At 68.5% G+C, this 25,951-nt stretch carries 24 protein-coding genes and 1 tRNA gene; 7 read left to right on the forward strand and 18 right to left on the reverse strand.

Features of this window, described 5'->3' with window-relative positions:
• Positions 1-67 precede the first annotated feature (67 nt).
• The 6 genes from AB0H86_RS06285 to AB0H86_RS06310 are packed head-to-tail and all read right to left on the reverse strand — an operon-like array spanning position 68 to position 5,243.
• Entirely contained in the window at positions 68-1,189 is a 1,122-nt protein-coding gene (locus AB0H86_RS06285) for a glycosyltransferase family 4 protein (protein ID WP_362433548.1), read from the reverse strand.
• On the reverse strand, positions 1,186-1,722 hold the full coding sequence (locus AB0H86_RS06290; RefSeq protein WP_362433551.1) for a deoxycytidine triphosphate deaminase: 537 nt from the start codon (positions 1,720-1,722) through the stop codon (positions 1,186-1,188). Before AB0H86_RS06290 ends, AB0H86_RS06285 begins: the two co-directional genes overlap by 4 nt.
• Positions 1,719-2,258: a dCTP deaminase gene (gene dcd / locus AB0H86_RS06295; protein ID WP_362433554.1), complete on the reverse strand. Its 540-nt coding sequence runs from the start codon at positions 2,256-2,258 to the stop codon at positions 1,719-1,721. Before dcd ends, AB0H86_RS06290 begins: the two co-directional genes overlap by 4 nt.
• Positions 2,239-3,489: a bifunctional metallophosphatase/5'-nucleotidase gene (locus AB0H86_RS06300; protein ID WP_362433556.1), complete on the reverse strand. Its 1,251-nt coding sequence runs from the start codon at positions 3,487-3,489 to the stop codon at positions 2,239-2,241. Before AB0H86_RS06300 ends, dcd begins: the two co-directional genes overlap by 20 nt.
• Positions 3,486-4,769, reverse strand: a complete 1,284-nt coding sequence (locus AB0H86_RS06305; RefSeq protein ID WP_362433730.1) for a UDP-N-acetylglucosamine 1-carboxyvinyltransferase — start codon at positions 4,767-4,769, stop codon at positions 3,486-3,488. Before AB0H86_RS06305 ends, AB0H86_RS06300 begins: the two co-directional genes overlap by 4 nt.
• Before the next feature lie 39 nt (positions 4,770-4,808).
• Positions 4,809-5,243 (reverse strand): ATP-binding protein, encoded by a 435-nt coding sequence (locus tag AB0H86_RS06310; RefSeq protein WP_362433558.1) that lies wholly within the window; start codon positions 5,241-5,243, stop codon positions 4,809-4,811.
• Between the two features lie 176 nt (positions 5,244-5,419).
• Between AB0H86_RS06310 and AB0H86_RS06315 the strand changes: the two genes are divergently transcribed.
• Positions 5,420-6,691 carry a helix-turn-helix transcriptional regulator gene (locus tag AB0H86_RS06315; protein WP_362433560.1) on the forward strand — a complete coding sequence of 424 codons (1,272 nt, stop codon included), beginning with the start codon at positions 5,420-5,422 and terminating at the stop codon, positions 6,689-6,691.
• Positions 6,688-7,245, forward strand: coding sequence for a flavoprotein (locus tag AB0H86_RS06320; RefSeq protein ID WP_362433562.1), 558 nt, complete (start codon positions 6,688-6,690; stop codon positions 7,243-7,245). The genes AB0H86_RS06315 and AB0H86_RS06320 overlap by 4 nt, the downstream gene beginning before the upstream one ends.
• Before the next feature lie 26 nt (positions 7,246-7,271).
• Here the strand turns inward: AB0H86_RS06320 and AB0H86_RS06325 are convergent, their stop codons facing one another.
• The 5 genes from AB0H86_RS06325 to AB0H86_RS06345 form a co-directional block, all read right to left on the reverse strand.
• Entirely contained in the window at positions 7,272-7,652 is a 381-nt protein-coding gene (locus tag AB0H86_RS06325) for a hypothetical protein (protein WP_362433565.1), read from the reverse strand.
• Between the two features lie 103 nt (positions 7,653-7,755).
• A complete protein-coding gene (locus AB0H86_RS06330) occupies positions 7,756-9,456 on the reverse strand; it encodes a mobilization protein (RefSeq protein WP_362433567.1) in 1,701 nt (566 codons plus the stop codon).
• A gap of 4 nt (positions 9,457-9,460) precedes the next feature.
• Positions 9,461-9,889, reverse strand: coding sequence for a plasmid mobilization relaxosome protein MobC (locus tag AB0H86_RS06335; protein ID WP_362433570.1), 429 nt, complete (start codon positions 9,887-9,889; stop codon positions 9,461-9,463).
• 284 nt (positions 9,890-10,173) lie between these two features.
• The gene (locus AB0H86_RS06340; protein ID WP_362433572.1) at positions 10,174-11,241 is read right to left on the reverse strand and encodes a DUF2637 domain-containing protein; all 1,068 of its coding nucleotides are present in this window, start codon (positions 11,239-11,241) and stop codon (positions 10,174-10,176) included.
• Between the two features lie 214 nt (positions 11,242-11,455).
• On the reverse strand, positions 11,456-12,736 hold the full coding sequence (locus AB0H86_RS06345) for a DUF3631 domain-containing protein (protein WP_362433575.1): 1,281 nt from the start codon (positions 12,734-12,736) through the stop codon (positions 11,456-11,458).
• Between the two features lie 294 nt (positions 12,737-13,030).
• Here AB0H86_RS06345 and AB0H86_RS06350 point away from each other — a divergent pair, with 294 nt between their 5' ends.
• From AB0H86_RS06350 to AB0H86_RS06365, 4 genes are all read left to right on the forward strand, one after another.
• Positions 13,031-13,552, forward strand: a complete 522-nt coding sequence (locus tag AB0H86_RS06350; RefSeq protein ID WP_362433577.1) for a helix-turn-helix transcriptional regulator — start codon at positions 13,031-13,033, stop codon at positions 13,550-13,552.
• Positions 13,553-13,678: 126 nt separating this feature from the next.
• On the forward strand, positions 13,679-14,053 hold the full coding sequence (locus AB0H86_RS06355) for a helix-turn-helix domain-containing protein (RefSeq protein WP_362433579.1): 375 nt from the start codon (positions 13,679-13,681) through the stop codon (positions 14,051-14,053).
• A 32-nt stretch (positions 14,054-14,085) separates the two neighbouring features.
• Positions 14,086-15,600: a LacI family DNA-binding transcriptional regulator gene (locus tag AB0H86_RS06360; RefSeq protein WP_362433581.1), complete on the forward strand. Its 1,515-nt coding sequence runs from the start codon at positions 14,086-14,088 to the stop codon at positions 15,598-15,600.
• A 276-nt stretch (positions 15,601-15,876) separates the two neighbouring features.
• Positions 15,877-16,752: a DUF4238 domain-containing protein gene (locus tag AB0H86_RS06365; RefSeq protein WP_362433583.1), complete on the forward strand. Its 876-nt coding sequence runs from the start codon at positions 15,877-15,879 to the stop codon at positions 16,750-16,752.
• Positions 16,753-16,794: 42 nt separating this feature from the next.
• Here AB0H86_RS06365 and AB0H86_RS06370 read toward each other — a convergent pair whose 3' ends face one another.
• From AB0H86_RS06370 to AB0H86_RS06390, 5 genes are all read right to left on the reverse strand, one after another.
• The gene (locus AB0H86_RS06370) at positions 16,795-17,628 is read right to left on the reverse strand and encodes a hypothetical protein (protein ID WP_362433586.1); all 834 of its coding nucleotides are present in this window, start codon (positions 17,626-17,628) and stop codon (positions 16,795-16,797) included.
• An 88-nt stretch (positions 17,629-17,716) separates the two neighbouring features.
• The gene (locus AB0H86_RS06375; RefSeq protein ID WP_362433588.1) at positions 17,717-18,406 is read right to left on the reverse strand and encodes a DUF488 family protein; all 690 of its coding nucleotides are present in this window, start codon (positions 18,404-18,406) and stop codon (positions 17,717-17,719) included.
• 243 nt (positions 18,407-18,649) lie between these two features.
• Positions 18,650-18,723, reverse strand: a tRNA-Pro gene (locus tag AB0H86_RS06380).
• A 34-nt stretch (positions 18,724-18,757) separates the two neighbouring features.
• The gene (locus AB0H86_RS06385) at positions 18,758-19,552 is read right to left on the reverse strand and encodes a Pr6Pr family membrane protein (RefSeq protein WP_362433591.1); all 795 of its coding nucleotides are present in this window, start codon (positions 19,550-19,552) and stop codon (positions 18,758-18,760) included.
• A gap of 219 nt (positions 19,553-19,771) precedes the next feature.
• Entirely contained in the window at positions 19,772-20,698 is a 927-nt protein-coding gene (locus tag AB0H86_RS06390) for a metallophosphoesterase (protein WP_362433593.1), read from the reverse strand.
• A gap of 93 nt (positions 20,699-20,791) precedes the next feature.
• Here AB0H86_RS06390 and AB0H86_RS06395 point away from each other — a divergent pair, with 93 nt between their 5' ends.
• Positions 20,792-21,256, forward strand: a complete 465-nt coding sequence (locus AB0H86_RS06395) for a GatB/YqeY domain-containing protein (protein WP_362433596.1) — start codon at positions 20,792-20,794, stop codon at positions 21,254-21,256.
• 137 nt (positions 21,257-21,393) lie between these two features.
• Here AB0H86_RS06395 and AB0H86_RS06400 read toward each other — a convergent pair whose 3' ends face one another.
• Together AB0H86_RS06400 and AB0H86_RS06405 are read right to left on the reverse strand one after the other, a co-directional pair.
• Positions 21,394-21,921: a hypothetical protein gene (locus AB0H86_RS06400; RefSeq protein WP_362433598.1), complete on the reverse strand. Its 528-nt coding sequence runs from the start codon at positions 21,919-21,921 to the stop codon at positions 21,394-21,396.
• A 27-nt stretch (positions 21,922-21,948) separates the two neighbouring features.
• Positions 21,949-25,794 carry an SGNH/GDSL hydrolase family protein gene (locus tag AB0H86_RS06405; RefSeq protein ID WP_362433600.1) on the reverse strand — a complete coding sequence of 1,282 codons (3,846 nt, stop codon included), beginning with the start codon at positions 25,792-25,794 and terminating at the stop codon, positions 21,949-21,951.
• Positions 25,795-25,951 lie beyond the last annotated feature (157 nt).

Below are 25,951 nucleotides of genomic sequence, written 5' to 3' on the forward strand. Positions count from 1 at the left end.
CGTCAGCGTAGTGACGCGGTCGGAGTTGGAAGGGCAATGGCGCGTCGAAGCCGGGCCACGGCCGTGTTCAGGTGAGCTGGCGGCCGAGGTCGGCCAGGGCTTCCGCTGTCGCCGAGAGCGGGTAGCGGGCGGCGTTCGCGTAGCCCGCCTGTTGAAGGGCGGGGAACAGGCCCGGTGCGGCTCGGAGCCGGTCGAGTTCGCGTGCGAGTGCGGCGGGGTGCGTGAAGTCGGTGGCCACCCCGGACGTGGCGAGGACTTCGTTGAGGCCGGGGACCGGCTGATGCAGGACGGGTAGACCGCAGGCTTGGGCCTCCAGCGCGACCAAGCCCATGGCCTCCAGCGTCGTGGAGGGCATGACCAGCAGGTCGTGCTCGGCGAAGGCTTTCCACAGCTGTGGACGCCGGAGCCAGCCGAGATATCGCGGCCGTACCCTGGCCCGTTTGAGGAGCGGGGCCATGGCGTGAAACTGGGCTCTGGGGGCGGCGATGCTCAGCTCGACTCCGGGAAAGGCTGACACGCTGGTGATCAGGTGCCCTACGCCTTTCTCGGCGGTGAGGCGGCCGGCGTACAAGAGCCGTAGGTGGCTGGTCGGGGTGCGGGCGGGTCTGAACGGTGGATCGGTGAGCAGGCGGTCCGGGATGCCCCAGGGGACGTGGACGATCTTTCGGTGGTCGGTCTGTGGGGCGAGCTTCAGAAGGTGGTCCGCCATCGCCTTGGTGGGCACGACGATGGCGTTGGCCGCCCTTGCTGTCTCGCGGAGCACTTGGAGTTGATCGCGGTGTGCTTCGGCGAAGATCAGGTCGGTGCCGTGCACGAGGGCGATTCTGGGACGCGATGGCAGGGCCCGGAGCAGTGCAGGGGTGGCGCCGAAGGCGAGGTGCTGCAGGTGCAGGACCTCGATCTGGGCCGGGTTCACCGCGGTCACCAAGGCGCGTCGTAGGACTGCCACGTAACGGGCAAACGCCGGACCCTCCAGGCACTTGCCGGGTGCCGTCAGCAGGCCGAGGTTGGCCGGGAGGCGAGGTCTGGTCCCAGCAGGGGCCAGCATGAATGCTCGCGCGGGGATGAGCGGCTGATCCCCGGTGTAGAGGTCGAGGAAGAGCTCGACGCTGCCGCCGGGGCTTCCGGCCGGCAGGTCGAGAAAGGTTGCGGCTACCGGCCCCGCGTCCTGGCGTACGGCGGGATTCACAGCGCTCCTTGAGGGATCTCTTCGTACAGTCGGGAGATGTCGATGCCCCTTGTGGCCGCGTACTTGGCGTGCTCCTGCTGGTAGCTGGCAGGGGTGCCGAGGGAGGTGAGGAAGACGAGCTTTCCGAAGGTCATGCCCGGATAGACCCGCGTGGGTAGAGCAGCGCGGATCTCCAAGGTCCAGTGGATCGCGTGCCCTTGGTGGCCGAGTGGGGCTGAGACGTGGACCCAGATGCCGAGGGCGCCGATGGTGAGGTCGCCGTTCAGTAGCTGCGCGTACGTTTCCGAGCCGGTCCGCTCCAGCGTGGCGCCGAGGTAGAGAACGCCAGGCTTCAAGATCAGGCCGGAGGTGGGGATGGGGTGCTCGGTGAAGGCTGTGGGCATCGCCGCGTCCAGGTCGCCGGCGCAGACGCGGATGGTGTCGCCCAGGCGCCAGTCGTAGGCGTTGGGGGAGAGGCGTGAGGGGTCGTACGGGGAGATGGTGATCTCGCCCATGCTGACAGCGGCGGCGATGGCGGGGCCCGTGAGGATCATGATGCGGCCGCCGGGGTGCGGGCCGTGTCCCGCCAGTAGCGGGAGGGCTGGGGTCCCGCGGCACCCTGGTACTTGCCGCAGTACAGGTCGACGTCACCGGTGGAGACGAAGAACATGACCTGGCCGATCTTCATGCCCGCGTAGACCCGCAGTGGCCGGATGGGCGAGAGCATCAAGGTCCACTGGCCGTGGAATCCGATGTCGCCGATCGGCGCGGTGATCTCGACGAACAGACCGAGGCGGCCGACTGAGGAGCGGCCGAAGAGCAGAGGAACGAAGACGTCCGAGCCGACCTCCTCGACGGTGTGGCCGAGGTACAGCTCACCGGGCTGGAGGACGAAGCCGTCCTTGCCGATCATGATCGAGCGTGTGGGGTTGGGGCGGTGCGCGTCGATGACCGTGGAGGCGTAGGTCAGGAGGGTGGGACCGAGCCGGACGTTGTAGCTGTTGGGGTTGGTCTGGTCCGGGGCGAAGGGCGTGATGCGTAAGCGGCCGTCGGCCACGGCAGCCCTGATCTCAGGTCCGGTAAGGATCATCGCTCGGCTCCTTTGTGAGTGGTGCTGAGCTGGGGAGTGGAGAGGCCAGGACGTGGTGAACTGCCTGGCCAAGTCGCATGCCTGCCTGATGAGTTCGTTCGCCGAAGAAGGTGTTGGCCAGGTAGTCGGTGGTCAGCACGGTTCGAATCGCCGGCGGCAAAGGATCGGGGGCGACGGCGAGAGGGCCGACGAGCTGGGGCAGGTGATCGAGCAGCTTGTCGCGTTCCTGGTCTTGCTCCTCGGAGAGGAAGGCGTGCACAAGCTGGTTGGCGAAGGGCTCGACGGCCAACAGGTCGCCGAGGGTGAGGACGGCGCCGAGCTGAACGGTGCGCAAGGCCGTCTCGTTGAGGACGACCGCGTCGGCGCCGAGGCCGGTGTGCAGACGCTCAGCGATCTCTTCGAGCAGTCGGCGGCGGTCCAAGCGGTTGCCGCGGTAAGGCTCGCGCAGCATGCCGAGGGGGCTGCTCAGCTGCTGTCGGGCGGTCGAGATCTCCTTCCACAGCGCGGTGAGGTCGCTGGGAACGGTAGTGGCGTCGGGGAAGACGCAGGTGCGGGCGGCCCAGCCGCTGCCGACTGGCTCTGCGGCTGCGTATCCGACGCCGAGTTCGCGGCCCTTGACCACCAGAGTGTCGCCGACGTGCGAGGGGCCGAGGGTGTCGCTGTGGCAGTGTCCGGCGAAGATGACGTCGGCGAACGGGCAGGCGGCGGCCAGCTTCAGGTCCTCCTCGAAGCCGGAGTGTGAAAGCACCATCCAGGCGTCGGCCCGGTGGTGGTGCTCCAGCATCACTTCGCGCAGGGCCTGTGCGGGATCGCTGACGCGGTGGCCGACACGCTGGTCGGCAGGGATGGCGTTGAACGCCTGTGGCCCCAGCACCGCGGTGACAGCGACCCGTCGACCGCCGATCTCCTGCATGTGTACGCGGTCGAAGAGCGGCTTGCCGTTGTCGTCGGTGGTGTTCGCGCACACCGTCATCCGATGCAGCTGCGGCTCGAAGTAGTGCGGCCAGCCGTGGTTTCCGGGTGCCAGCAGGTCGTACAGGGTGGTGAGGACTGTGCGCTCGATGCGCCCCTTGCCGAGGTGGTAGAAGCCGCTGCCCTCGAAGAAGTCTCCGCAGTCCACGATCAGGCTGTCGGGCCTGGAGGCGTGGAGGTAGGCGAGCATCGGGACGGCCGAGCCGAAGGTGGAGTGGACGTCGGTCGTGGCGATGAGCTGCCGGAGCTGCCGGTTCACGGGATCACCTCGCAGATGTCGGCGCCCAGGGCGTGCAGCTTGACGGGCAGGTCGGCGTGGCCGCGACGGAGCTGTTCGAGGCCGCCGAGGGTGGTGACGCCGTGAGCGGTGAGCCCGGCGATGAGGAGGGCGGAGCCTGTGCGGATGTCGGTGGCCTCCACCCCGGTTCCCGTCAGCCGCTGCGGCCCGGTGAAGCGGCACTGCGTGGGCGACAGCTCGTCGATGGTGGCTCCGAGGCGGACGAGCTGGGGCAGCAGGTTGCCGTGGCGGCCGGGGTTGATGTCGTCGGCGAACAGGTGGGTGCCGGGGAGGGTGAGGGCGAGGGCTATCAGGGGTGGTTCGAAATCCGCGTCCAGGCCGCCGGGGGAGAGGGAGGCGATGGCGCGCAGGGGTCGGCCGGTGGGCTGGGCGTCCTGGGCCTCGACGGTGAGTACGTCGTCCTTGGCATCGGTGGGTACGCCGAGCCAGCGCAGTGCGTTGACGAGGGGCGCGATGTCGTCGCTGCGCACGCCAAGGATCTGTGCGTTGCCTCCGCTCACCGCGACCGCGCAGGCCAGGGTGCCTGCCTCGATCTTGTCTCCAGGCACCCTCCAGGCGAGCGGGTCGCTGGTGAGGGACCGAGGCGGCCGCAGCGTCAGGACGGTCGCCATGACCCGGCACTCCCACCCAGCGATCTCCAACGCCTCTACGACGCTGAGCACTTCGGGCGACAGGTTCGGTTGTCCCAGGCGCAGCGGGCGACCGGCGACGATCGCCCGCAAGATGGCGGCGATGCTCGCTCCGCGGGACCGGAAGGGCAGCATGATCGACAACGTCCCGCGTCCACCCGTGGCCGCCTCCACGAGATAGCCGTGATCATCCACGGTCGTGCGGTCACCGAAGTGCTCGTACACCTTGAAGTGCTGCTCCATCCCGCGCTCCCCGATGGCGCAGCCGCCCGGCCACGGCAGGCGGGCCCGCCCGTAAGCGCCGAGCAGCGCCGGGACCAGGTAGTACGAAGCCCGGATGCGGGAAGCGACCTCGGGGCCCGGATCCGGCTGCGGTTTGTCGCTCGGCAGGATCACCGTGGTGTGCGGGTCACTGACCGGGCGGGCTGCGTGCCAACCAGCCTGCTGGAGGAGGGTGAGCATCGTCTCGACATCCGTGTTCGCCGGGACGTTGCTCAGGTGCACCGGGCGGTGCATGGCCGCGGCGGCGGCCAGCAGAGGCAACGCCGCGTTCTTCGATCCGTCGACGGTCACGGCTCCGGCAAGCGGGACGCTCGGCCGTACGGCGACCACTTCCGCTGCGACTGGGGGAATCCGTGTGGCAGGCAACAGTCAACTCCTTTGCTGGCGAGGGCGTGTTGCAGAGACTGGGAGCGGTGTTCCGAACTCGAACTCGGCCCAGCAGCGCTTGCCGGAAGGCAGCGGATCGAATCCGTGGCGGTCGGCGAGCGCGGCGACGAGGAACAGTCCGCGTCCGTCTTCCTCGTCCGCTTCGGGCAGGCTGACTTCGGGGATTTGGGAACTGGCGTCGATCACCGCGATGCGCAGTGCCCTTGCGTCAAGATCGGCGCCCGCTGTGATGGGCCCGTGGTGCGCGTGCCGTACCGCGTTCGTGATCAGCTCCGAGGCCACCAACTCGGCCGCGTACAGAAGTTCGTGCCCGAGAGCGGCACCCCAATCCCGTATCTCCTCGGCGATCTGCCGACGCGCGGACGCGGCGCCGGCAGGTGTGCCGGAGACGGGAATTCGGATGTGGTGCGCTTCCATGAGCGGCCTCCTGGATGGGTTCGGCCGCTCCAGGCAACTGCCCCACGGGCCCCTCGAACCAGAACGTGTGCCGGTGCTGCATGACCTATGCAGGAGCTGCATCACGATGAACTGCCAGTCCATTACGCTCGGTTGAGCAGGCAGGATCGGCGACGGCGGGAGGAGCCGTGGCACAGATGGCCGACGCGCAGGGTGAGGCGAGACGGATCGGTGAAGTGATCCGTCAGGCCCGCGTATTACAGCGGCGCTCGCAGAAGGACGTTGCCTCCGCACTGGGCTATCACCAGTCCAAGGTGAGCCGCCTGGAAAGCGGGAGGGGGACGGAGGACGTCCGCATGCTGCGCGAGGTCGCGCAGGTGCTGGCGATTCCACCGCATCGCCTCGGCCTCGCCGCCGCTTCGGACATCAGCCCCTCCGACCCCGAGACAGAGGACATGCGCCGCCGTACCGTTCTCGCCGCCGGCATCGCCGCGCTCGCGGCCCCGACCATCCCCAGCACCGCCCATCAGGACTTGGTCCAGTCCCTGATGCCAGGAGCGGTCCGAGTGACCGCCGAACCAGTGCCCGATGTTCCGAGTCTGCGAGACCAAGTCGCAGGCGTGCGGCGCCTGTTCTGCACCTGTGACTACACGCAGCTGGAGGGCGCGCTGCCCGTCCTGATCGGTCAGCTACGGCAGGCGATCAGCGAAAGCCCCGGCTCGAGCGACCTCTCCGGTCTCCTCGCCACGACGTACCAGACCTCGGCGAGCCTGCTGCTCAAACAGAGCGACCAGGGCAACGCCTGGCTCGCGGTCGGACGCGCAATGGCGGAGGCCGAACGCTCCGGCGACCCTGTCGTCCTCGCTTCCAGCGTCCGCGTTCACGCCCACGCCCTGGCCCGCGACAGGCACACCGCCCAGGCCGTCACCCTCGTCCGGCACACCGCCGACCAGCTCACGGGCTCGTACGACCAGAGGCCCCCGAGGTACCTCGCGGCGCTCGGACTGCTGCTCCTGCGCGGGGTCACCGCCGCCAGCAACGGCGGAGATCGCTCCGCCACCCAGGACTTCCTCACCGAGGCGAAAGAAGTCGCCCGCTACGTCGCGCTCGACAGCCCGGACGCCTGGGCCAACTTCAGCCCGACCAACGTCGCCCTGCACGGACTCAGCGCGGCCGTCGTCTTCGGCGACGCGGGCGTCGCCCTGGACACCGCCCGCCCTCTCATGCGCCGCCACATCCCCGTCCCCGAACGCCGGGCCGCCCTGTGGATCGAGGCCGGCCGCGCTTACAGCCAGCAGGGTCGTCTCGCTGACGGCTACCAGGCCCTGCGCATCGCCGAGAGCTGCGCGGCCCAGGACATCCGGCGCCCAGCCGTCCGGGAACTGGTCGCCGACATGGCTGCCCGCGACCGTCGCCGTACGCTGCCTGAACTGCACCGCTTCAGTCGCCAACTGGGAGTCCCTGCGTGAGTGATCAGCCAGACCAGCAGACCAAGAAGCCCTTTCTTTACGTCGTTGTGTGCGCCTCAGGAATTGCTGGCGACGTCGGCAAGCTGATCACCGCGGCGCAGGAGGCGAACTGGGACGTGGGCGTCGTCGCCACTCCGCAGGGCTTCGGCTTCATAGACGCCGAGGCGGTCGAGGCGCAGACCGGCTACCCGATCCGCTCAGCCTGGCGGATGCCCGGCGACCCGCGCCCGCTGCCGCCTTCCGACGCCATCGCGGTGGCGCCTGCCACCTTCAACACGATCAACAAGTGGGCGTTGGGGATCTCCGACACCTTGGCGCTCGGCATCCTGTGCGAGGCCCATGGCATGGGCATCCCGATCGCTGCTTGCCCGTACCTGAACGCGGCGCAGGCCGCCCATCCCGCGTACGCACGCAGCCTCGACGTGCTGCGCGAGATGGGCGTCCTGATCGGCTCGTACGAGCCCCACAAGCCGAAGGCCGGCGGTGGTGCGGACCGCTATCGCTGGGAGGAAGCGCTGGAGCTGCTCACTCCCGAGCTTTTGGCGCGGGCCTGATCAGCGCCGCCGTGTGCGTACGCCTGTCAGAAGGCGTACGGAGTGAAAGGGCGAGCCGGTTCGAGCATGAGACCGAGGATGCGATCGAGTTCGGCCCGATCGCCCTTGGTCATCAGCTCGACCGCATTGCCGTAGGTCTTCTCGGTGAGCTGTTCCATGAACGGGGCGAGGAAGCTCTGGAGAGTGTTGGGGCTCTCCTCCTTCGTGTGCAGGTACTCCATGTAGCGCTGGTGCTGTGCGCCGAACTCCTCGAATTCGTCCTTGGTGGCGGAGAGGGCCGTTGCCTGCTCCGCTTCAGTGAACGGGCGTCCGGAGCGGTGGCTCCAGGTGTTGGTGTCCGCTCGGAGCTTGAAGTCCGCGTGGCACAGGAGGGCGACGATGTGCGGTCGGATTTCGGGCGAGGGCATGTAGGGGTTTCCTTCCGGAGTTCGGGGTTGAGGCCCAAATGCTCCGGACTATCGCCGGTTTGGCTAACCGGCGATCGTCGGCTATGTTGCGCGCGCTCCTTGGTCAGCGTCGGCGCGATGGCGACCGCGGTTGAAGGGGTGCGACGGGCGTCGAGCGGGTCGAGCCGACGTTGCCTTGTGCGGCACTGCGAGCCTTGGCCGCCTGGGCCCGAGGGCTGGGGGCATGCCGCTCGCCCAGACGCCGGACGCGCCAGGTCAGCGCGCGGGCGGGGCTGTGGGCGTCGTCCAAGGTGCGCTGGTCGAGCGCTTGGTCGAGGAGCGTGTTCGCGTTGTGCCCGGCGGCCTCCGCTTCGGCGAGCACGGTGGTGAGCGCGTCCCATGCCGGGTCGCCCAGGATGCGCTCGGCGTGATCGGGAACCGCCTGCTGGAGGTGGCGGGCGAAGCGCTGCTTCATCTGGAGGCTGGGGGCTCGTTGCGCGAGGCGCCCCACGACCGGTTCGGCTGCCTGTGCGTACGCGGTCTGCAGATGGACCAGGGCTTGCTCGGCCGCGGCTTCCTGCTGTGCGTGCTGGTGAGTGCGGTGCCAGTGCATCGCGAACGCCACGGCCGTGAGCACGGTGTCCAGGAGCATCGTGAACCCGGACCCGTCACCGTCGGCGGGCTTCTCGCGCCAGATCGTTTGGACACTGCGACGCAGGACGCGGGAGCTGTCCAGGTCGGCCACGATGCGGGAGCGGGTGGCGCGCTCGAAGGCGAGGGCGGCTTGTTCCAGCTCGGCCTTCACCGCGGTCGGTGCGGTGACCGACAGGACGTCCAGTGTTGCGCCGAGCGCGACCAGCTGGCCCTGGGCGGTCGGCTCGTCGCTGTGGATGAGGTGGTGGGGAACGCGTTCGGCGGCGGCTGTCGCCTGGCGCCACGGATCGGCCGGTCGGGCAGCCACAGGCTCGGGGCTGGTGGTGGCGAGGTTCTTGCGGATCTTGGGCAGGGACAGGTCGGGGGCGAGCGTGGAGCCCGCGTAGAACACCGGCTCACCCTTGTCGTTCGTGTCGTCGGGCAGGGCGAAGTTGCAGCCGAGCGCGTCGCCGGAGGGGCTGAGCTTGAGGCGCACAGTCACGCCCGTCGCCTCCAGCAGGGCGGAGAACTCGGCCTCGTCAGCCGCGGCGGCAACCGCGCGGCGCACTCGCAGACGGAGGACATCACGAGTGGTGGCGTCCTGCCCCAGGCGCTTGGCCTTGAAGTGCTCCTTGCTGGTGGGGCGCTTGGCCCCGGTGCCATCGCCCGACTTCAACCGGCGTAGCCCGTAGTCGACTTCGATCTGGCGGGCCTCGCGTTGGACGGCGCGCTGGTCGTAGCCGCGCTCGGGTCGTCGGCCGTCCTGCCGTACGAGGGTGGCGGCGATGTGGATGTGGTCGTCGGCGTGGCGGACGGCGACCCAGCGGCAGGCTTCCGCGTCTCCGTCGGGGGCGATGCCGGCGGCGGCCACCATCCGGCGGGCGATGTCGGCCCACTGGGCGTCGGTGAGGATCGGGTCCTCGGGCGCCGCTCGGACCGGGCAGTGCCACACGGTGTCCCTGGGCGCCTTGTCGCCCAGCATCTTCACGGGCTGGTCGAGTTGGGCGACAAGCTGGGCCGTCACCTCCTTGGGGTTGCGGTGGGGGCTGCGGCCGGGATCGGGGGCGAAGCCGTTCCAGGAGGCCACGAGATGCGGGTCGGTGTGCTCGTTCGCCCGGCCTTTGCCGAAGAGGTAGCCGATCGTGCGGCGCGTGGCGTCTGGGCCCGAGCTGAGGATGATCTTGGGTATCACCTGATCACCGCCCCTCAATAACCTGGGCGATGGCGATGTCCAGCTCAGCGACGGACGCTTCGACGCGGTCCAGGAGCTGTTGGACGGTGGCCGGACGGGGCCAGGCGCCGTCCTTGTGGAGGTGCCAGGTGAGCTGGTTGAGGTTGTTGCCGATCTGGCCGAGCTTGCCGTTGGCGGCCATGAGTGCCTTGATCATGGCGCGGTAGTCGGCGACGGCTGCGGTGGGGTCATCGGCGCGGGCGGCAGCGAGCGAGCATTCGGCCACGTAGCCGCCAGGTGCCAAACCGCTCAGGGCGGCAGCGTTCTGGACGAGGGTGAACTCGGCGTCGTTGTAACGGGGATGGACGCGGCGCTCACGAAGCTGCTTGTCGCGCAGACGTCGACGCTGGACGGGCTTCTGCGGCGTGTTCGGCGACGGCGTGCTGGTCCCCATCTCGGCTGGCACCCCCGGGCCGGCCGACTCCGGTGCCGCCTCGGCGCCGGATGCCCCGCCCCTCTGTGGGGCGGAGGTCGGGTAAGGACTCCTTCCCCGACAACTTGCTGCGTCGTTGAGGCTGGTGGTCATCTCCTGCTGATGGATGGGGAGTTCGTGTTGCGGGTCGTGCATGGGCTGGTTCTCCGTAGGGTGCTGGGGACGGGAGTTCGCTGTACGCGGGCCCTGTGCCTCCTCGTGCTTGTCGGCACGGGAGACACAGGGGTGATCGGCGGAACGCGGGGTCAGGCGGTGCCGGACGGGGCCGTGGCGGGCTTCCCCTGCTGCGTGGAGGCGGCGGCGTCGAGTACGTCGAGAGGCTCGCCCTCGGAGCCGTCGTACGTGACGGGCTCGGGCAGGCCGGTGCGCTCGGCCCGAAGTTGGTCGCGCACGACGCGGGCGCGGTTCTGGCCGACGCGTAGTTCGTTGCGCAGACGCTCCGCGGTCAGCGCGTCGTCGGTCCAGTCGGCGGTCAGGAGCAGGGCCTCCTCCAGGACTTCCGCGTCAGTGCGGAGGCGGTCGGCGGTCGGCTTGGTCGCGGCGGGTACCCGACCGGTCGCCTGATGCCGGGAGGTTCCAGTCGACTCCACCACGGCGGCGGACCGGGGTGATCGGACAGCGGAGGCCGACTCATCGGCCTCGGTCGGCTTCGTCACGGGCGCCGACTTGGGCACCCCTTCGGGACCAGATTCGGCCAGGCCAGGCCCCGACTCAGTGGCCTGCGCACCGGTGATCTGGACGGCCGACTCATCAGCTTGTTCGCCGGCCGAATCGTCAGAGGCCACTGCGGCAGAGTCGGCCGACTCGGGGTCGTGGTGCAGCACCTTCGCCACGAGGTCCGATCCGAAGTAGATCGACCCGACCGGGAGCGAGGTAGCCAGGAGTACGAGGGCCCAGTTTGCGGGGTCCCAGTCGGCCAGTCGGCCCCACCGGATGGACTCGGTGTGCAGGGCCGGTATGAGGCCGTGCACGTAGTTCAGCAAGAGGCTGGCGAGTGTGTAGGTCGCCAGAACCCGCAGCGCGAACTTCCGATCGGGGCCGGTCAGTACGAGCGTGGCGATGAGCGCGAGGGCCATCAGCCCGTCGACCACGATCGGGTAGAGCAGGGCGGCCGTGGAGTCGGCACCGATGGTGCGGGCCACGTCGGACAGGGCGTTCCACGAGACCCGGAAGGCCATGAGGACGACGGCCACCAGGCCGAGGACGAGGGTGGTCCGGGCGCGTGAGCGGCGAGCCTCTCCAGGATCGGTGGCAGGGCGAGGCTGAGGGCGCGACTCTGTTGAGCGGAGGCGGGTGATGACGCGGGCGAGCAAGCGGGGTACTCCAGGTGAGCTTGGGCGCGGGGCGGCCTCGGCGCAGGGGAGGGCAAGGCGTGGCCGCCGTACGGCGTGATGTCTCGTACCACTCGTCGCATGCCTGCTCAGAGCAGGTACGAGTGGTGCGGTGATGTCGACTCGACTCGTTGCGGGCTGTTCACTCGTCCCCGCGCTGACCTGCGCGGGGACGAGTGATGCGAGTGGAGTCGGGTCAGGCGGCGGTGCCGGGCAGCGGCTCGTCCTCTCTCTGGGCGGGCCCGTCCATCGGCTTCGGCTCGGGGCAGTAGCGCGCCCACGTGTCGAGGAATTGGTTGCGCGCGAAGCCCTTGGCCTGGGTGCCGTCGGGGAAGCGGCGGTTGGCTGAGCTGATGCCGTATGGCTTCAGCAGCAGCTGCAGGCCGCGCGGGGTCAGACCGTTGGCGCCGTACTCCGCCCAGGGTGCCTCCCTGTCCGCGTTGAGGGACTCCAGCAGGTGTTTCGTGCTGAGCACGGCTGGATCGTCCACAGTGGCGAAGGCGCGGCGGATGCCGACCAGGAGGCGGGTGCGCAGGCCGCCCTCCTCGTCCTGGCCGGCCTCGTAGTCGGACATAGTGCGGCAGGCGGTACGGGCGAGCGCGGGCCAGTCGCCTCCGGCGAGGTCGGCGATGATGACGAGCGGTTCCCAGGTGTCCGCTGCGCGGTCCTCGACCGGCATGGGCGGCTCCATCGCCATGGCCTGCTCGTACAGCGGCTGGAGCCAGGCGTGGAGACGGTCGCGGATCGCGTTCAGGTCCGGGGTGTCCCGGCCGGTGCGGAAGGACGCCACCTTCTCGCCCGCCGCGCGACGGCGCATCCGGATGACCACAGCCCGGTCCATGATGGTGTCGGGCAGGTCGCCGATCCCGGCGAGTGCGGCCATGGCGAAGGTGGGGAACTCCTGCACCTGGTGCTCGGGCCCGGATACTCGCAGGGTGGGCCGGCCGCGCTGATGCCCGGCGTTGATCAGGCCGCGGACCTCCTCGTTCTTCTCCGCGGCCTTGGTGGTGCTGAACATGGTGTCGGCCTCGTCGACCAAGAGGGTCGGCGGGTCGTTCCCGTCGATCGACCGGAAGATCGCCGCCGCGCTGGCGTTGACCGTGATCAGGCGGTTGTGCACGGTCTCGGTCACCACGTCCAGCAGGCGGGACTTACCGCACCGCTTCTCGGGAGCGACGATCGCCAGGCGCGGTGCGTGCTGCCACGCGCGCTGCAGATGCGTCGCCGCGATCCACAGCGCGACCGCCGTGACGGCCTCTTCGCTCGGCATCGCCACGTACCGCTTGATCTGCGTACGAAGGTCGTCCAGGATCTGCGCACCCTCGGACAGGGGCACAGCCTCCTTGGAGGCGTGGTCGAGGTCCTCGTCCGCGGGAGGTGCGGTGGAGTCGGCCGGTTGGCCGGGCACAGCAACTGGGGGCCACGACGTGGCGGCGTCGTCGGGAAGGGATGGCGTATTCGGCTGGGGGTCGGTCATACTGGGCATCAGCTCCTCTGCTTGCGGGCCATATGGGACGGCAATCCCGGTCGCCGCAGGTTGATCGCTAGGGATGGTGGTTGAGAGGTTTGCGCTTGAGCCCCCGGCATCGCCGGGGGCTTCTTTCATGTCGCGCGCGGTCGTGCGGACTCCTGAGGTCAGTGGGGTGGGATGCCGCCACTATGCCACAGGAATTGCAGATTGCAGAAGTGTTTTGCATCTTGCAGTAGTGATGCTACTGTTTAGGCTGTGCTGCAAACCGCAGTGTGTTGCTACGAACGGAAGGTGGTGCCGGTGGCGGAGAAAGAACCGTCCGAACCGCCCGAGGGCGTCTTGCTCAGCGGCGAGGCGAACGTCGCGACCCGAATCAGGGTGGAGCGCGAGGCTCGCGGCTGGAGCACCAACGCGCTGTCCGACCGGCTCAACGAGGCCGGCTTCGAGATGAACCCGTCCGCGGTCTGGCGGATCGAAAACGGCAAGCGCCGCATCAATCTCGACGACGCCATCGGCTTCGCCGAGGTCCTCGGCATCGACCTGCGCAACCTCGTCGGCCCCCCGCAGTTGGCGGCCAAGGCCCGCGCCATGGAACTGATCGACGAGGTCGTGGACGCGTTCCGCGCGACGCAGAGAGCCAACATGGCCTTCGCGGAGGCGCGTGACGCACTCGACGCCTATCTCGGCGAGCACCCCGACATCCGCGAGGAGGCCGACCTCATGGTCCAGAGCGCCATCGCGGAGGAGGCCAACAAGACCATGCTGAAGATGCATGGTCCTCCGCTTGGTGACCACGACGCCCACCCCGCCGACGAGGCGTAACCTCCGGCACCCCCTCCCGGCCTGGACCCGCAAACCCCCAGGCCGGGCAGCTCACTCACATCCCTAGCGATCGACCGGCGGGTCGGCGTTGCCGCGCCCCATGCCTGCCAGAAGAGGACCCACCCCTTGCGCCAACCCGCGATAACCCCTGCCTCCGCACCGGCTCTGCACGCCGAGGCCGGTCTCCCGCGCCTCTACGTCCCCGAGGAAGTGGCCGCCGTGCTCGGCTGCTCCGCCTGGTGGATCAAGGACCGGGCCCGTCGCCGGCTCATCCCGTTCACACGCGTTGGCCGCGCGTACCGCTTCTCGGGCGAGCACCTCGCTGAGATCGTCCGCATGCACGAAGAGCGCCCGTCGCGGCATCCGCAGCCGCACGGCGCCGTCGTGACGCCTACTTCGAAGCCTCCCCGGCAACAGCGCGAGACGGCCACGCCCACGGTCCGCCTCAAGGCCCGACCGCCACGACGCATGGCCAAGTCCCAGTACGGAACCGCCGCTTAACGCACCCCACACGGCAGAAGGGAGGGAACTCTGTGGGGTACGCAGAAAAGCGCGGTGGCTACTGGCGGGGCCGCTACAAGATCAAGGACGGCAAGTACGGCACCGTCGCCGATTCCACGGGCGCCGTGGTCAAGTTCGCCACCAAGCGCGAGGCCAAGCAGGCCGCAGACGCCGAAGAGGTGACCGTCCGCCGGGGCCAGTGGCGAGACCCGGGCCTCGGCCAGGAGACCTTCGGCGAGTACGCCAGCCGCTGGTACGCCGCGCAAGACCTGGCCGCCTCGACCATGCAGAACTACAAGCGCCACATCGAGGAGCATCTGCTCCCCGACTTCGAGGAGAAGGCGCTCGCCGGCATCCAGCGCACGGACGTCGAGCTGTGGGAGAAGAAGGAGCGCGCCACGTACGCGGCCTCCAGCGTCAAGACCTGGCGCTCGACGCTGCACCTGATCTTCGAGGACGCGATCGACGAGGGCCTGCTCACCTCCAACCCGGCGGCCCGCCGACGGGGTCGGGGCAAGCGCGCGGGCCGCTCCCGCGACCGCGGCCCGGAGAAGGTGATCACGGACGCGCTGGGCATCCTGCTGACCGCCGAGCGGGCGGCTCTGCTCTCCGGCCGTGACGACGAGTTCGTCGCCACCGTCCTCAAGGGCTACACCGGTAACCGATGGGGCGAAATTGTTGGCCTCGAGACGGAGTTCGTCCGCCCTGGTGCCTTCCGCGTCGAGTGGCAGCTGTACGAGCTGGATACGGGCGAGCTGGTCCGCTGCCCACCCAAGGACGACAGCTACCGCACCATCGACTCGATGGACTGGCTGTCCGCCTTGGTCTTCAACCACATAGCCCGTACGAAGCCGACCCCCTGCCCTTGTCACGGCAGGACGTACGTCTTCCGAGGCCAGGGCACAGCCCGTACTGGCGGTCACCAGGGCGCGAAGCTCGTCGATGTCGCACGCCGCGCCGGAGTCTCCACCGGCACAGTCTCGAACGTCCTCAACCACCCCGGCCGCGTACGCGAGGACACCCGCGTGCGCGTCGAACTCGCCATCGCAGAGCTCGGGTTCGCACGCGGAGGCGTCACGTCGGAGCATGCCGCTCACTGGCGCCGCAACGGCTTCGCGACCTGGCTGTTCACCCCGGCGGCCTCGGGCTGGTACCCGAAGAAGGCGCCCCAGGAGGCCCGCCCGGTACCGATCCTCGGCGAGCCGTGGCCCGGCGTCCCGGCCCGAGGCCGAGGCGCTGCCGCGCGGGCGGACGCCTGCTGGCTCCCGATCGCCAAGGGCCTCACACCCCACGGCCTCCGCCACACCCACCGCACGATGATGGAGGACCTTGGCACCGAGAAGGTCCTCATGGACGAACGCATGGGCCACATCGACGGCTCGGTCTCGGCACGCTACGCGCACGTCACGCCCGGCATGCGCCAGCGCCTCATGCTCGGCCTGACCGACCAGTGGGAGGCGGCGCTCGATGCTCGGCTGGCCATGTCGCCTGCCTCGCCGGTCCGGGCCCTCAACCAACTGTTGCGGGACCGTTTCACCACCACGTAGTGGCGCGGGCGGTGTAGCGGTGGCACGGGAGCGTGCCAAAGGCTGCTGCGGTAACCACTAGATGTAACCGCAGCAGCTACTGACGCTCATCTCCGGTATCGCGCTCGCCTCTCTTCGAGAGTGCGTGACGTGTGTCCACGTGGTGCCGGTGAGGCTCGCCCATTGTTCCCCCGCTTTCCCAACGCTCGCCACGGCAGGTTATATGGCGTTGCTGTGCGTCGGACGTGGCTCCTACCATCGTGCTGACTAGCGCTGGCGGGCCGAGGGGGGAGCGGCGTGGCTGATCCTAAGCTTCATCATTACGTTCCGCAATTCTACTTGCGTCGATTTACTGACTCGGCGGAGCGCCTATGGGCCTGGGATAAGACTAGCGATAGGGTGTTCCGCACTCAGCCGAAGGCAGTAGCTGCGGAGTCGAACTTCTACATGCTGCCTCAGTTGGTTGAGCACGGCCATAATCCGTTGGAAATGGAAAAACAATTTGCGGACCTAGAGGGCCAAGTGTCCGCCATTACAGGTCAATGGCTCGACTGGGTTCGCCATGGACATCCGGGCGATTCGCTACCCATACCTGAAGTTAATCGAGAAGTAATCAGCCAGTTCCTGGCTCTCCAGTCCCTACGAACGGCCGACGCCCGCGCGATATTGGTAGCCTTCTCGGCGTTGCATGGGTACCAGGCCGAGTCTGAAGAGGACGTTAGAGCCCTCCATGCTGCGGTGCTTTGGGATGACGCGCTAATCTCCTCCTATGCAGATCGCGTGAGTCGATGCACCTGGCTTTTCGCCTTGAATTCGACGCCTGTTTCATTCATCACATCGGACAATCCATTGGCCTTCAGGACGTCCGATAGTCGGGCGTGGGTAAAACCGGGTAACCTCGGCAAGGATGCGTATGTAGTATACCCGCTTGCCCCGGATGTGATCATGTATTGCTATCCCGATGAAGGTGTGTGGCGTAATTCGAATATCTCTCGATTCGACTGTCAAATTTCGCCGGTGCTGATGACTGGGAGTATGGTGCAGAGTGAAAATTCTGCACAAGTCTTCATGGCCTCTCGATTTGTAATCTCTAGTCAAAATTCCTTTTCTTTTGAGCGGGAGTTTTTGAGGATGATTGGGGTAGATTCCAACGTGTCGCCGACCGTAGAATGAGTTTTGCGGAATCTGCTGGAAATCTCTTTCCCGCAGAGTGGGTCACTCGCCGAACAGACTGTCCTGCACGTACTCGACGACCTTCCGCTCCGGGTAGAAGACGGCCAGCAGCATGAACGTCTTGGGATGGGCGGCGATGTTTCCGACGAAGAAGTGGACGGCCCGGTTCGGGGCACACATCCGGGTGTACCAGCGCTCGCGGAGAGCATCACGGACCCCGTGCTCGCCATACTTGCGCAGGAACTTGCGGTACGACTGCCCTGCTTCCCAGTCCTTCAGCCCCATGTCGTGGGTCGGGCAGTCGTCTTCGGCGCAGCGAAAGCTGTAGCGGAGGTCGAGCGGCACCCACTCCAGCGGGTTCAGCTCCTGCTCGAACAGGTCAAGTTGGTCGGCCAGCGCGGCTTTGGAGACAGACCAGGGCTCGGCGCCCTCCAGCCGGAAGCGGGTGATCTCGGCGGGGCGGAAGACGCCGAGGGACGTTCCTCGTTTCTCTTGATCCCGCTTGATGGCGCAGAGGGACGGAGCGACCAGCGGCTCTACGAGCCGATAGCGCTTCTGCCAGCCGCCGTCGGGCGGTACCTCACCCACTATCTCCAACGTGTCGAGATAGGGCCGGAGACTCTCTGGGCGGGAGTCTCGCTCAAGGCGGTGTGGCTCGACGTCGACTTCGATGATCGAGTACTTGGAGAACTGGGTCTCCTCGCTCAGGAGCCGAAAAGGCACAGGGAAGAGCCGTACGTGCTGCGGCTCGCCTTGGTCGAGGCGTATGCCGGCCACGCAGCTGGTCTCGCGGTACTTACTGGACAGCTCCGGATACGTCTTGACCGTGATCATGATCCGTGCGCGCTGCCGTTTCCCGAATGCCGCCGACGCCATGGCGTGCCCCCTCCATCGATCTCCCCGATCTGATTGGACGAGAGGCACGCACTGCTGGCAAGGGTGCGTGCGAAAGCCGGTGACGAAGTCAGGCCAAGGGACTCACTGGCACCTGGATCCGGCTGCGGACCGTCTCCAAGACGACCTGCCGGTGACAGCGGCTTTCGTCCTTCTCGAAGCACAGCACCGCTACCCGTGACGCTCGGGCACGCTCTGCGAGTCGGCCAAGGTCGGCCTGAGCTTCCTCGGACCGCAGGAGGCCACGGAAGCGCGCTCGACCCACTTCGACGCGGCCGTCCCAGAAGGGCTCGCGATTGTCCTTTGGATTGCCCAGGCCACGCAGGTGCGTGTACTCGATGCCGGCTTCGGCAAGAGCCCCCCCGAGGCGGGTCTTGCTGAAGCCCTTCTTGCGGCTGATTGGGGTGAGCCGTACATCTGCCACAACACTGATGCGGCTGTCGACGAGCGAGGCGACGAATGACTCGATGTCCCGTCCTTCGTACCCGGCTGACCAGAGACCGGGTGTGACGGTCGGCACCCTGGCCGTCCGGAACAGATCATCGAGGGAGACCGCAAGAGCCTCGGCCACCGCGCCGACGGTGAAGAAACCTGGCTGGATAGCTCCCTCGCTCTCCAGACGACTCACAGTCCCGACGGCGATGCCCGCCTCCTTAGCCAGCCGTTCCCGCGTCCACCCCCGGTCCGTCCGCAACGCACGTACCCGCTGGGCGAGCGCACGGGCGTGGTCGTGGGGAGGCGCTGAGCGATGACCTGCCATGTGCGGTGTTCCTAACGACCGTTGGGGCGGCCCGCCGCGGTGTTCCTGGTCAGCTACGAGCCCTGGATTCGCGAACGCGCAGGTCCGAGGGCGCTTAAGCGTCACTCATCCTGCGGCACCGGAGACTGCTCCTGGGAGAAGCCGATCAAGATCTTCTCCCAGATTTCTCCCAAGCGATCTCCAGGAACCACTCAGGGGCCCGACCCGCCATGCGGATCAGGCCCCTGACCTGGTACTTCACTGTCGGGGTGGCGGGATTTGAACCCACGACCTCTTCGTCCCGAACGAAGCGCGCTGCCAAGCTGCGCTACACCCCGATTGTCGCTGCTCGTCGCGGCGACGTCGTTTACTTTAGCCCACTGGTGGCTGGAGACGAAATCCGGTTTTCGCCCGGTGGCGGATGGGGTTCGGGCGGGTGTGGTCGAGGGCGACGAGGAGGGTGGCGAGGGCGTAGAAGGCGAGGCCGAGGAGGAGGGCGTTGCCCAGGATGGTCTTGTAGCCGTGGAGGCCGACGTCCAGGAACGGGTAGAGGTAGCGGGCCGGTATGCCGGGCGGGAGCAGTTCGCCGCGGATGAGGGAGAACGCCAGGTAGGCCAGGGGGTAGAGGAGCCAGGGGGCGGTCTGGCGGAGGTGGAGGCGGCCGGGGGGCGTCAGGAGCAGCCAGTCCAGGAGGGCCGCCGCGGGGACCGCCGTGTGCAGGAGCTGGTTGGAGAGCGCGTGCCAGCCCGTGGGGGCGGTCTCGACGGTCAGGACGCCGGTCATCGAGAACGGGCTCGCCTCGTTCGCCAGGAGCAGGTGGTACACCAGGGTCGTGATCGTGGCGTAGAGCAGGGCCGCGCCCGTCACTGCGGACGGCAGGCGGCGGCGGGCGCTCCAGGCTCGGCCGGCCGAGCACGCCATGACCAGCGCCAGCAGGATGCCGCTCTGGACCGTGAAGTGGCTGAGGGCCCGCGCCGGGTCGCCGAGGAGCAGTTCGATCGTCACGCCCCCGGCCGCCGTCAGGCCGATCAGCAGGCGGTATGCGGCGGTCAGGGGCTGGCGTACGGGGGACACCACCGCCGTGGCGGGGACGGCTGAGGGGAACAGTGGGGACCTGCCCGGCACGGGGGGAAGGTCCGGCATGTCCCTGGGTATCGGGGCGGTCATGCCCTCACGCTAGGCAAGCCCGGCAAAGGGGGCGATGTGGGTGATCCGTGCGGGTTACTCCCTGATCCGGTAACCCGGTCACCTGTACCCGGTCACCTGTACCCGGTCACCTGTACCCGGTCACCTGTACCCGGCCACCTGTACCCAGTTGCTTCTGGCCCGGTCACCCGACCCCAGCGGCTCCCGGCCGGCCTGGCCGACTCCTCCCGACCCGGCCGACTACTCCCGGCCCACCAACGTCAGCAGCGTGACCTCCGGCGGGCACGCGAAGCGGACCGGTGTGTAGCGGTTCGTGCCGCAGCCCGCCGATACGTGGAGGTACGCCGTACGGCCCTCCGCCGAGTGCTTCGACAGGCCCTTGACCCGGTCCGTGTCCAGGTCGCAGTTGGTGACGAACGCGCCGTAGAAGGGGAGGCACAGCTGGCCCCCGTGGGTGTGGCCGGCCAGGATCAGCGGATAGTCGTCCGCCGTGAACGCGTCCAGGACCCGCAGGTAGGGGGCGTGGACGACACCCATCGAGAAGTCGGCGCTGCCCGACGGGCCGCCGGCCACCTCCGGGTAGCGGTCCCGCTTGATGTGCGGGTCGTCCAGTCCCGTCAGCTCGATCGACACGCCCTCGATCTTCAGCGCGCCGCGGGTGTTGGTCAGGTTCTGCCAGCCCGCCGCGTCGAAGCCGTCGCGCAGGTCCTCCCACGGGTTGTGGACGGCGTTGACGGCGGGAGCGTTGCCGTTCAGGCCGGTGCGGCCCTGGGCCTTCTCGAACAAGTACCGGGCGGGGTTGCGGAGTTTGGGGCCGTAGTAGTCGTTGGAGCCGAAGACGTACGCCCCCGGGAACTCCATCAGCGGACCGAGGGCGTCCAGGACCTCCGGCACGCCCTCCGGGTCGGAGAGGTTGTCCCCGGTGTTGATCACGAAGTCGGGGCGCAGGCCCGCCAGCGAGCGCAGCCAGCGCTGCTTCTTGTGCTGGCCGCCGACCATGTGGATGTCGGAGACCTGGAGTACGCGCAGGGGGCGCATTCCGGAGGGGAGGACGGGGACCGTCACTCGCCGGAGGCGGAACGAGCGGGCTTCAAAGCCCGCCGCGTACACCAGACCGGCGGCGCCAGCCGCCGCGACCGACAGAGGTACTCCGTATCGCGCGCGCATTTCTCCATCGTGTCAGACTCCGGCCGGGCCCCCTGCCCCACCGCCCTTAAATGAGCGGGCGTCCGGGCCATGACACCTGCGACAATCGGACCCATGACCACGCTCAAGTCGAAGCTGCAGGACGACCTCAACTCCGCCATCAAGGAGCGCGACGAGCTCCGCTCCTCGACGCTCCGGCTGACGCTCACCGCGATCACCAAGGAGGAGGTCGCGGGCAAGACCAAGCGCGAACTCTCCGACGACGAGGTGCAGAAGGTGATCACCCGCGAGGCGAAGAAGCGCCGCGAGGCAGCGGACGCCTTCGCGCAGGGGGGTCGCCCGGAGAGCGCCGCGCGGGAGAAGGCGGAGGGCGAGGTCCTCGCCGCGTACCTGCCCAAGCAGCTGTCCGACGAGGAGCTGCGCGAGATCGTCGGACAGGCCGTCGCGGAGGCGAAGGCGGCCGGCGCCGAGGGGCCGCGGGCCATGGGTGCGGTCATGAAGATCGTGAACCCGAAGGTGGCCGGCCAGGCCGAGGGCGGCCGCGTCGCCGCCGTGGTCAAGGAGCTGCTGGCCGGCTGAGAGGCTCTGAGCCGGTTGAGTGCCTCCGTGCCGGTTGAGTGCCTCCGTGCCGGCGGAGTGCTTGCTCTGCCAGCCGACCCCCGCTGTCAGCCGACCCGCGCCGCCAGCCGACCCCCGCTGCCAGCCGACTCCAGCTGTCAGCCGACCCCCGCCGCCACCTCCGTACAGGACTCGTCCGCGTCGTGCGCGACGATGCGGACGCTTTCCTGGGTGGGCGCCGACGTGGGCGCCGATGCGGACGCCGATGCGGGCGCCGACGTGGGCAGCTCGACGGTGAAGCAGCGCTTGGCCATGGACTCGGCCGGGCCGAAGAGGGACGCCGAGCGCTCGTAGACGCGTGAGAACCGCACGACGACCTGCGTACGTCCGTCCGCGGAGACCAACTCGTACAGCAGGCCGTTGCCCCGCCCGTTGCCCGTGGCGGACTCCAGGGTGTCCTCGACATCCTGGCGGGTGAGCGTGCCGCCCCTGGCGACGAGGGCGACCAGCGCGTCGGCGAAGCGGCGGGCGTCGTCGCGCGTGTTCTCGAAGGCGGTGTGCTCCCGGTCGGACTCCCGGGAGTCGGCGACGCGCCAGGAGACCACGAGCGTCACCACCAGGGCGAGCAGGACCGCACCGAGGGCCTTCGCCCACGGTGCGGTCCTGCCTTGTTGCTCAGGTGTCATGTCGGCCTGGGTTCTCGTCCGGGACTTCTAGAGCTTGCCGAGCGCGCGGCGGAAGGCCGCGGAGTACGCGGACGTACCGACGCCGTTCGGATGGTAGCTCTCGCGGCTGATGCACCAGGTGCCTCCGAGCTCGCACTTGAAGTCGCCGTCGCCCACCTGGGCAGTCACGATCTTGTTGATGCCCTCGTTGTCGTCGCAGGCGCGCTTGCCCTCGAAATCGCTGTCGGGGGACTCGAAACTGACCGGCAGCCCCGCCGACTTGAGGGACGTCACGAGCGCCTGCTGTTTGGCCTCCATGTATTCGCCCATGTTGTTGACCCTGATCATGCCCGCCCCGCCGACGCCGCTCACGCAGGCTGTCACGTCCTCGTTGAAGAGCCGCGGGTAACCGAGCAGCACGATCTTGGCGTTCGGGGCCTCTTCGTTGATCTTTCTCAGCACCGCCTCGACCTCGGGCATGGTGTCGTCGATGTCCCCCTTGACGGAGTCCTCCGCCGGGCAGCCCGTGGTCGCGCAGTTCTTCATCACGTCCGGGAAGCCCGCGTCGTTGCCGCCGACGGTGAGGGTCACCAGGTCGGTGTCGTCACTGAGGACGCCGGACTCGATCTGGAACTTCTCGTGGAAGTTCCCGTCGAATCCCCAGGTCTCCTTGCCGTCGCCGTTCACCGGGGTGCCCGGCAGCATCTGCCAGGTGTGCGCCCCGGAGCAGGTGACGTTCTGCAGGTCGAGCGAGCCCGAAGCGGTGTCGCTCAACGCGCCGATGGTGGCGGAGAAACCGGGCAGGGTCGTCTTGCGGAACCAGGAGTTGGCGCTGCGTCGGCAGGCGTTCCAGGTCGCCTTCCCGTTGTCCAGGTCGGACGCGGTCTCGTAGGAGCCGGCCCCCTCGCCCGACGCGTACGAGTCGCCCATGGCCACGACCATCTTCGGCTTGGCCGTCAGCGGCTGGAAGGCGATCGCGTCCCAGGCGACGTCGTTGTCCGCCGTACCGTCCGTGCTCTCGTTGTCCAGACTCACCGAGGGGGTGCCGGCGAAGCGGTACGCGCCCAGCTCCACCCACTGGTTCTTCTTGGACCGTTGGTTGAGGTAGCGCTCACGGGAGTTGCCGTTGCCGAGGTTGATCCTGTAGTGGGCCTGCTGGCTCTCCGCACCGCTGTCCGGCAGGTGCACGAGGACGCGCGCCCACTGGTCGAGGCTTCGGCCGAGGGTCCAGGTACCGGTGACCTTCATCTGGCCGATGCGGTGCTCGTCGTCACGCGTATGCGCGAACCAGAAGTGCGAGCCGAGGCCGCCGCCGACCTGGTGCAGGTCCTCCTTACCCTCGTAGGTGCCGTTGTTGGCGGCGAACTTCCAGGTCAGGCTGCCGTTGCTGATGTAGGCCTTGGAGCAGTCGGTGCGGAAGGTGCCTACGCCGTCGGCGACGTCGTCGACGATGATGGCGCTGGAGGCGGCCCCGGACGGCAGCCCGCCGATCCCGCACTCGGGTGTTCCGCTGTTCCCCCTGCCGAGTTCGGAGCGCAGTGTCTTGTACGTCAGCGTCTCGAAGCCGCAAGTGCCGCTGCACGAGGCCCACTTGGCGTCGCCGTCGTACCAGTACTGCGTGTAGCAGGCCTCGGTGGTGCACACGGGCGGGTTGGTGGCGTCACAACCGTTGGTGGAATTGCAGAAGGCGCTCAGCGGCGGCTTGATGGCGAGCGTCCGGTAGCCCGGGTCGTTCCACCAGGCGGCCTGGTAGCCGTGGGTGTTGCCGCTGTTCTCCGCACCGGCGTCGCTGTACGAGCGGCCGGTGTCGATGGGGTAGGCGGCCCAGCCCATCACCTTCTCCGGGTACGGCCACTTCTGCGGCTGGGCGGCGTCCGCGTAGTGGTTGTTGTCGAGGAAGGCGTTGCGGTCGGCCGGGTACTTGGGGTTGGCCGGGTTGTTCAGCCAGCCCAGGCCCCATTTGCCGGTCGAGTCCGGGGTGTTGAAGCCGAGGTTGTAGTTCCAGACCGCGGCGAACCAGTTCTCGATGTTCTGCGGGTCATCATCGTTGATCTTGATGGTCTGACCGGCGGTGTGCAGCTCGTTCCACTTCTTCGCCAGCGTCTGCGCGGCGACGGCGACGTTGGCCGTGTAGTCCAGGGCGATCGCACGCTGCTGAGCCTCGGGGAAGGCGGCCGGCTTGCCGGGCACCTGACGCGCGGCGGTGCTCATTCCGTCCGTCTGCTGCCCCATGCCGTAGCCGCAGTCGGCCTCGGCCCAGTCGATCGACCAGACCTTGTCCGGGTCGTAACCGGTCGTGCCGGGATAGATGTTGGTGCCGTAGAAGTTGCCGATGAGCGGGTTGCCGGTCTGGCCGGGCATCGCGTGGTACGAGGCCTGCCACATGTTGGATTCCTGCGCCAGGACGCCGAGCAGGACCTGGGCCGGGATCCGCGCCCCCGCCGCCGCGCCCGTCAGCGCGGGTACGGGGAACATCGTGGACGGCGAGACCGCCGAACCGAGTCCGGCCTGGGCGCGCCAGCCGCCCTGGGTGATGTAACCGCTGGTGAGATTCCCCCTGATGGCCATGTCCGCGGCCCACTCGACCTGGTTGGGAGTGGGCTGCAGTGCCTGCTGATTCGGGTCGTTGCGCGGGATGGAACAGGTGCGCTCGGTGTCGTACGTCGTGGTGGAGGAGTCGGCGGCCAGCGTGCTGCCCTCGGCGGTGACGGCCGACTTCAGCGCGGGAGAGAGCCGTTCCGCGGCGGGCGTGGTGTCCGGCGCGACGGTGAAGGCCAACTCCTTGCCGGTCGCGGGTACTTGGGCTTCCACGGTGTACGGCAGGGCGTCGGCGTCGCCGGTGGCCGCGAGGGGGTTGGTCACATGGGAGCGCAGCCCCTGCGACATGGCCCGTTCGATGACCAGCCGGCCGTGCGAGGAGACCTCCGCACCGGCGTCGGCCGTCAACCGGTCGATGGTGTCCGGCAGATGGGCGACATCCTGAGGCTTGCCGGTGAGGAACAGCCGGCCGGCCGTACCGGCGGACAGCCCGACCTTGCCGAGGGTGCCGTGCGCGAGTGCGGTCAGTTTGCCGCCCTGGGCGCGGCGGACGGTGACGTCGTTGTCGTCGCGGTCGAGGAAGGCGACGCCGCCGTCGGCGTCGGGGTGCAGATGGAAGGCCGGTCCCGAGGTCTTGCCGATCAGTTCGGTGGACCCGTCGGCGCCGATACGGCTGAGCCGGTTGCCGACGGCCGCGACCATCGCGTTGCCGACCGGGACGGCCGAGGTCACCTCGCCGGGCACGGTCACCGTACTGCTCACCTTGCCCGTGGCGGTGTTCAGCCGCAGCAGCCGTGTCCTGCCTGCCTCCTCGTCGGCGGACTGGGTCAGCGCCGCCGTCTCGCCCGTACCGCAGCCGGGGTTGAAGTAGGCGAGCGAGACCTGCTCGCGCAGTTTGGTCACCTTGTGGGTGCCGAGGTCCACCACTGCGGCGAACGCCCCGCGGTCGAACAGCGCCGGAGTGTTGGTGAACGCTCTCGGCGCGTACGCCACCACGGCCCGCTTGCCCGAGCCGGTCACGCACACATTGCCGACCCACGCGTCGGCGTCGAAGCCGTCCTCCCGCAGCGCGGCGACCTCCTGCCACTGGTACGCCTCGGCGCTGTCGGCCACCAGCACGTGCAGTCCCCGGGAGTCGCCGACCACGGTGACGGCCCGGTCGTCCGAAGTGCGCCAGCCCTTGGGCAACTTGCTGTCGGGCCGTTCCACCTTCGACGGACGGGAACTGGACGGATCTGGTGGGGCCGGATCCTGACCGGACTTGGCGGGCTCGCTCTGCGTGGACTTGGTCGTGCCGGTGTCCACGGTGGTGGAGGCGGCCCAGGCAGGTCCCGAAGGCAGCAGGGCAACTGCCATGGCTGTGGTGGCTGCGGCGGACCATCTCTTACTGGCTTTGCGTCTCATCCAGCTCTCCAGGAGTGGGAAAGAGCTTTCTACGGCTACCGGGCGCAGGCCAATGTGTCATGTGCTCCGGCCAGGCAGAGGCCGGTCCGCGGAGCTGGCGTAATGACGC

The sequence above is a fragment of the Streptomyces sp. NPDC050997 genome (genome assembly GCF_040660135.1).
Lineage (GTDB): Bacteria > Actinomycetota > Actinomycetes > Streptomycetales > Streptomycetaceae > Streptomyces.

Excerpts from the sequence above, each read along its gene's own strand:
- AB0H86_RS06325 (WP_362433565.1), bottom strand. The coding sequence starts at position 7,652 with ATGCCCTCGCCCGAAATCCGACCGCACATCGTCGCCCTCCTGTGCCAC.
- AB0H86_RS06345 (WP_362433575.1), bottom strand. The coding sequence starts at position 12,736 with ATGACCGACCCCCAGCCGAATACGCCATCCCTTCCCGACGACGCCGCC.
- AB0H86_RS06375 (WP_362433588.1), bottom strand. The coding sequence starts at position 18,406 with ATGGCAGGTCATCGCTCAGCGCCTCCCCACGACCACGCCCGTGCGCTC.
- AB0H86_RS06315 (WP_362433560.1), top strand. The coding sequence starts at position 5,420 with ATGGCCGACGCGCAGGGTGAGGCGAGACGGATCGGTGAAGTGATCCGT.
- AB0H86_RS06400 (WP_362433598.1), bottom strand. The coding sequence starts at position 21,921 with ATGACACCTGAGCAACAAGGCAGGACCGCACCGTGGGCGAAGGCCCTC.
- AB0H86_RS06310 (WP_362433558.1), bottom strand. The coding sequence starts at position 5,243 with ATGGAAGCGCACCACATCCGAATTCCCGTCTCCGGCACACCTGCCGGC.
- AB0H86_RS06290 (WP_362433551.1), bottom strand. The coding sequence starts at position 1,722 with ATGATCCTCACGGGCCCCGCCATCGCCGCCGCTGTCAGCATGGGCGAG.
- AB0H86_RS06405 (WP_362433600.1), bottom strand. The coding sequence starts at position 25,794 with ATGGCAGTTGCCCTGCTGCCTTCGGGACCTGCCTGGGCCGCCTCCACC.
- dcd (WP_362433554.1), bottom strand. The coding sequence starts at position 2,258 with ATGATCCTTACCGGACCTGAGATCAGGGCTGCCGTGGCCGACGGCCGC.
- AB0H86_RS06395 (WP_362433596.1), top strand. The coding sequence starts at position 20,792 with ATGACCACGCTCAAGTCGAAGCTGCAGGACGACCTCAACTCCGCCATC.
- AB0H86_RS06370 (WP_362433586.1), bottom strand. The coding sequence starts at position 17,628 with ATGGCGTCGGCGGCATTCGGGAAACGGCAGCGCGCACGGATCATGATC.
- AB0H86_RS06385 (WP_362433591.1), bottom strand. The coding sequence starts at position 19,552 with ATGACCGCCCCGATACCCAGGGACATGCCGGACCTTCCCCCCGTGCCG.
- AB0H86_RS06335 (WP_362433570.1), bottom strand. The coding sequence starts at position 9,889 with ATGGGGACCAGCACGCCGTCGCCGAACACGCCGCAGAAGCCCGTCCAG.
- AB0H86_RS06390 (WP_362433593.1), bottom strand. The coding sequence starts at position 20,698 with ATGCGCGCGCGATACGGAGTACCTCTGTCGGTCGCGGCGGCTGGCGCC.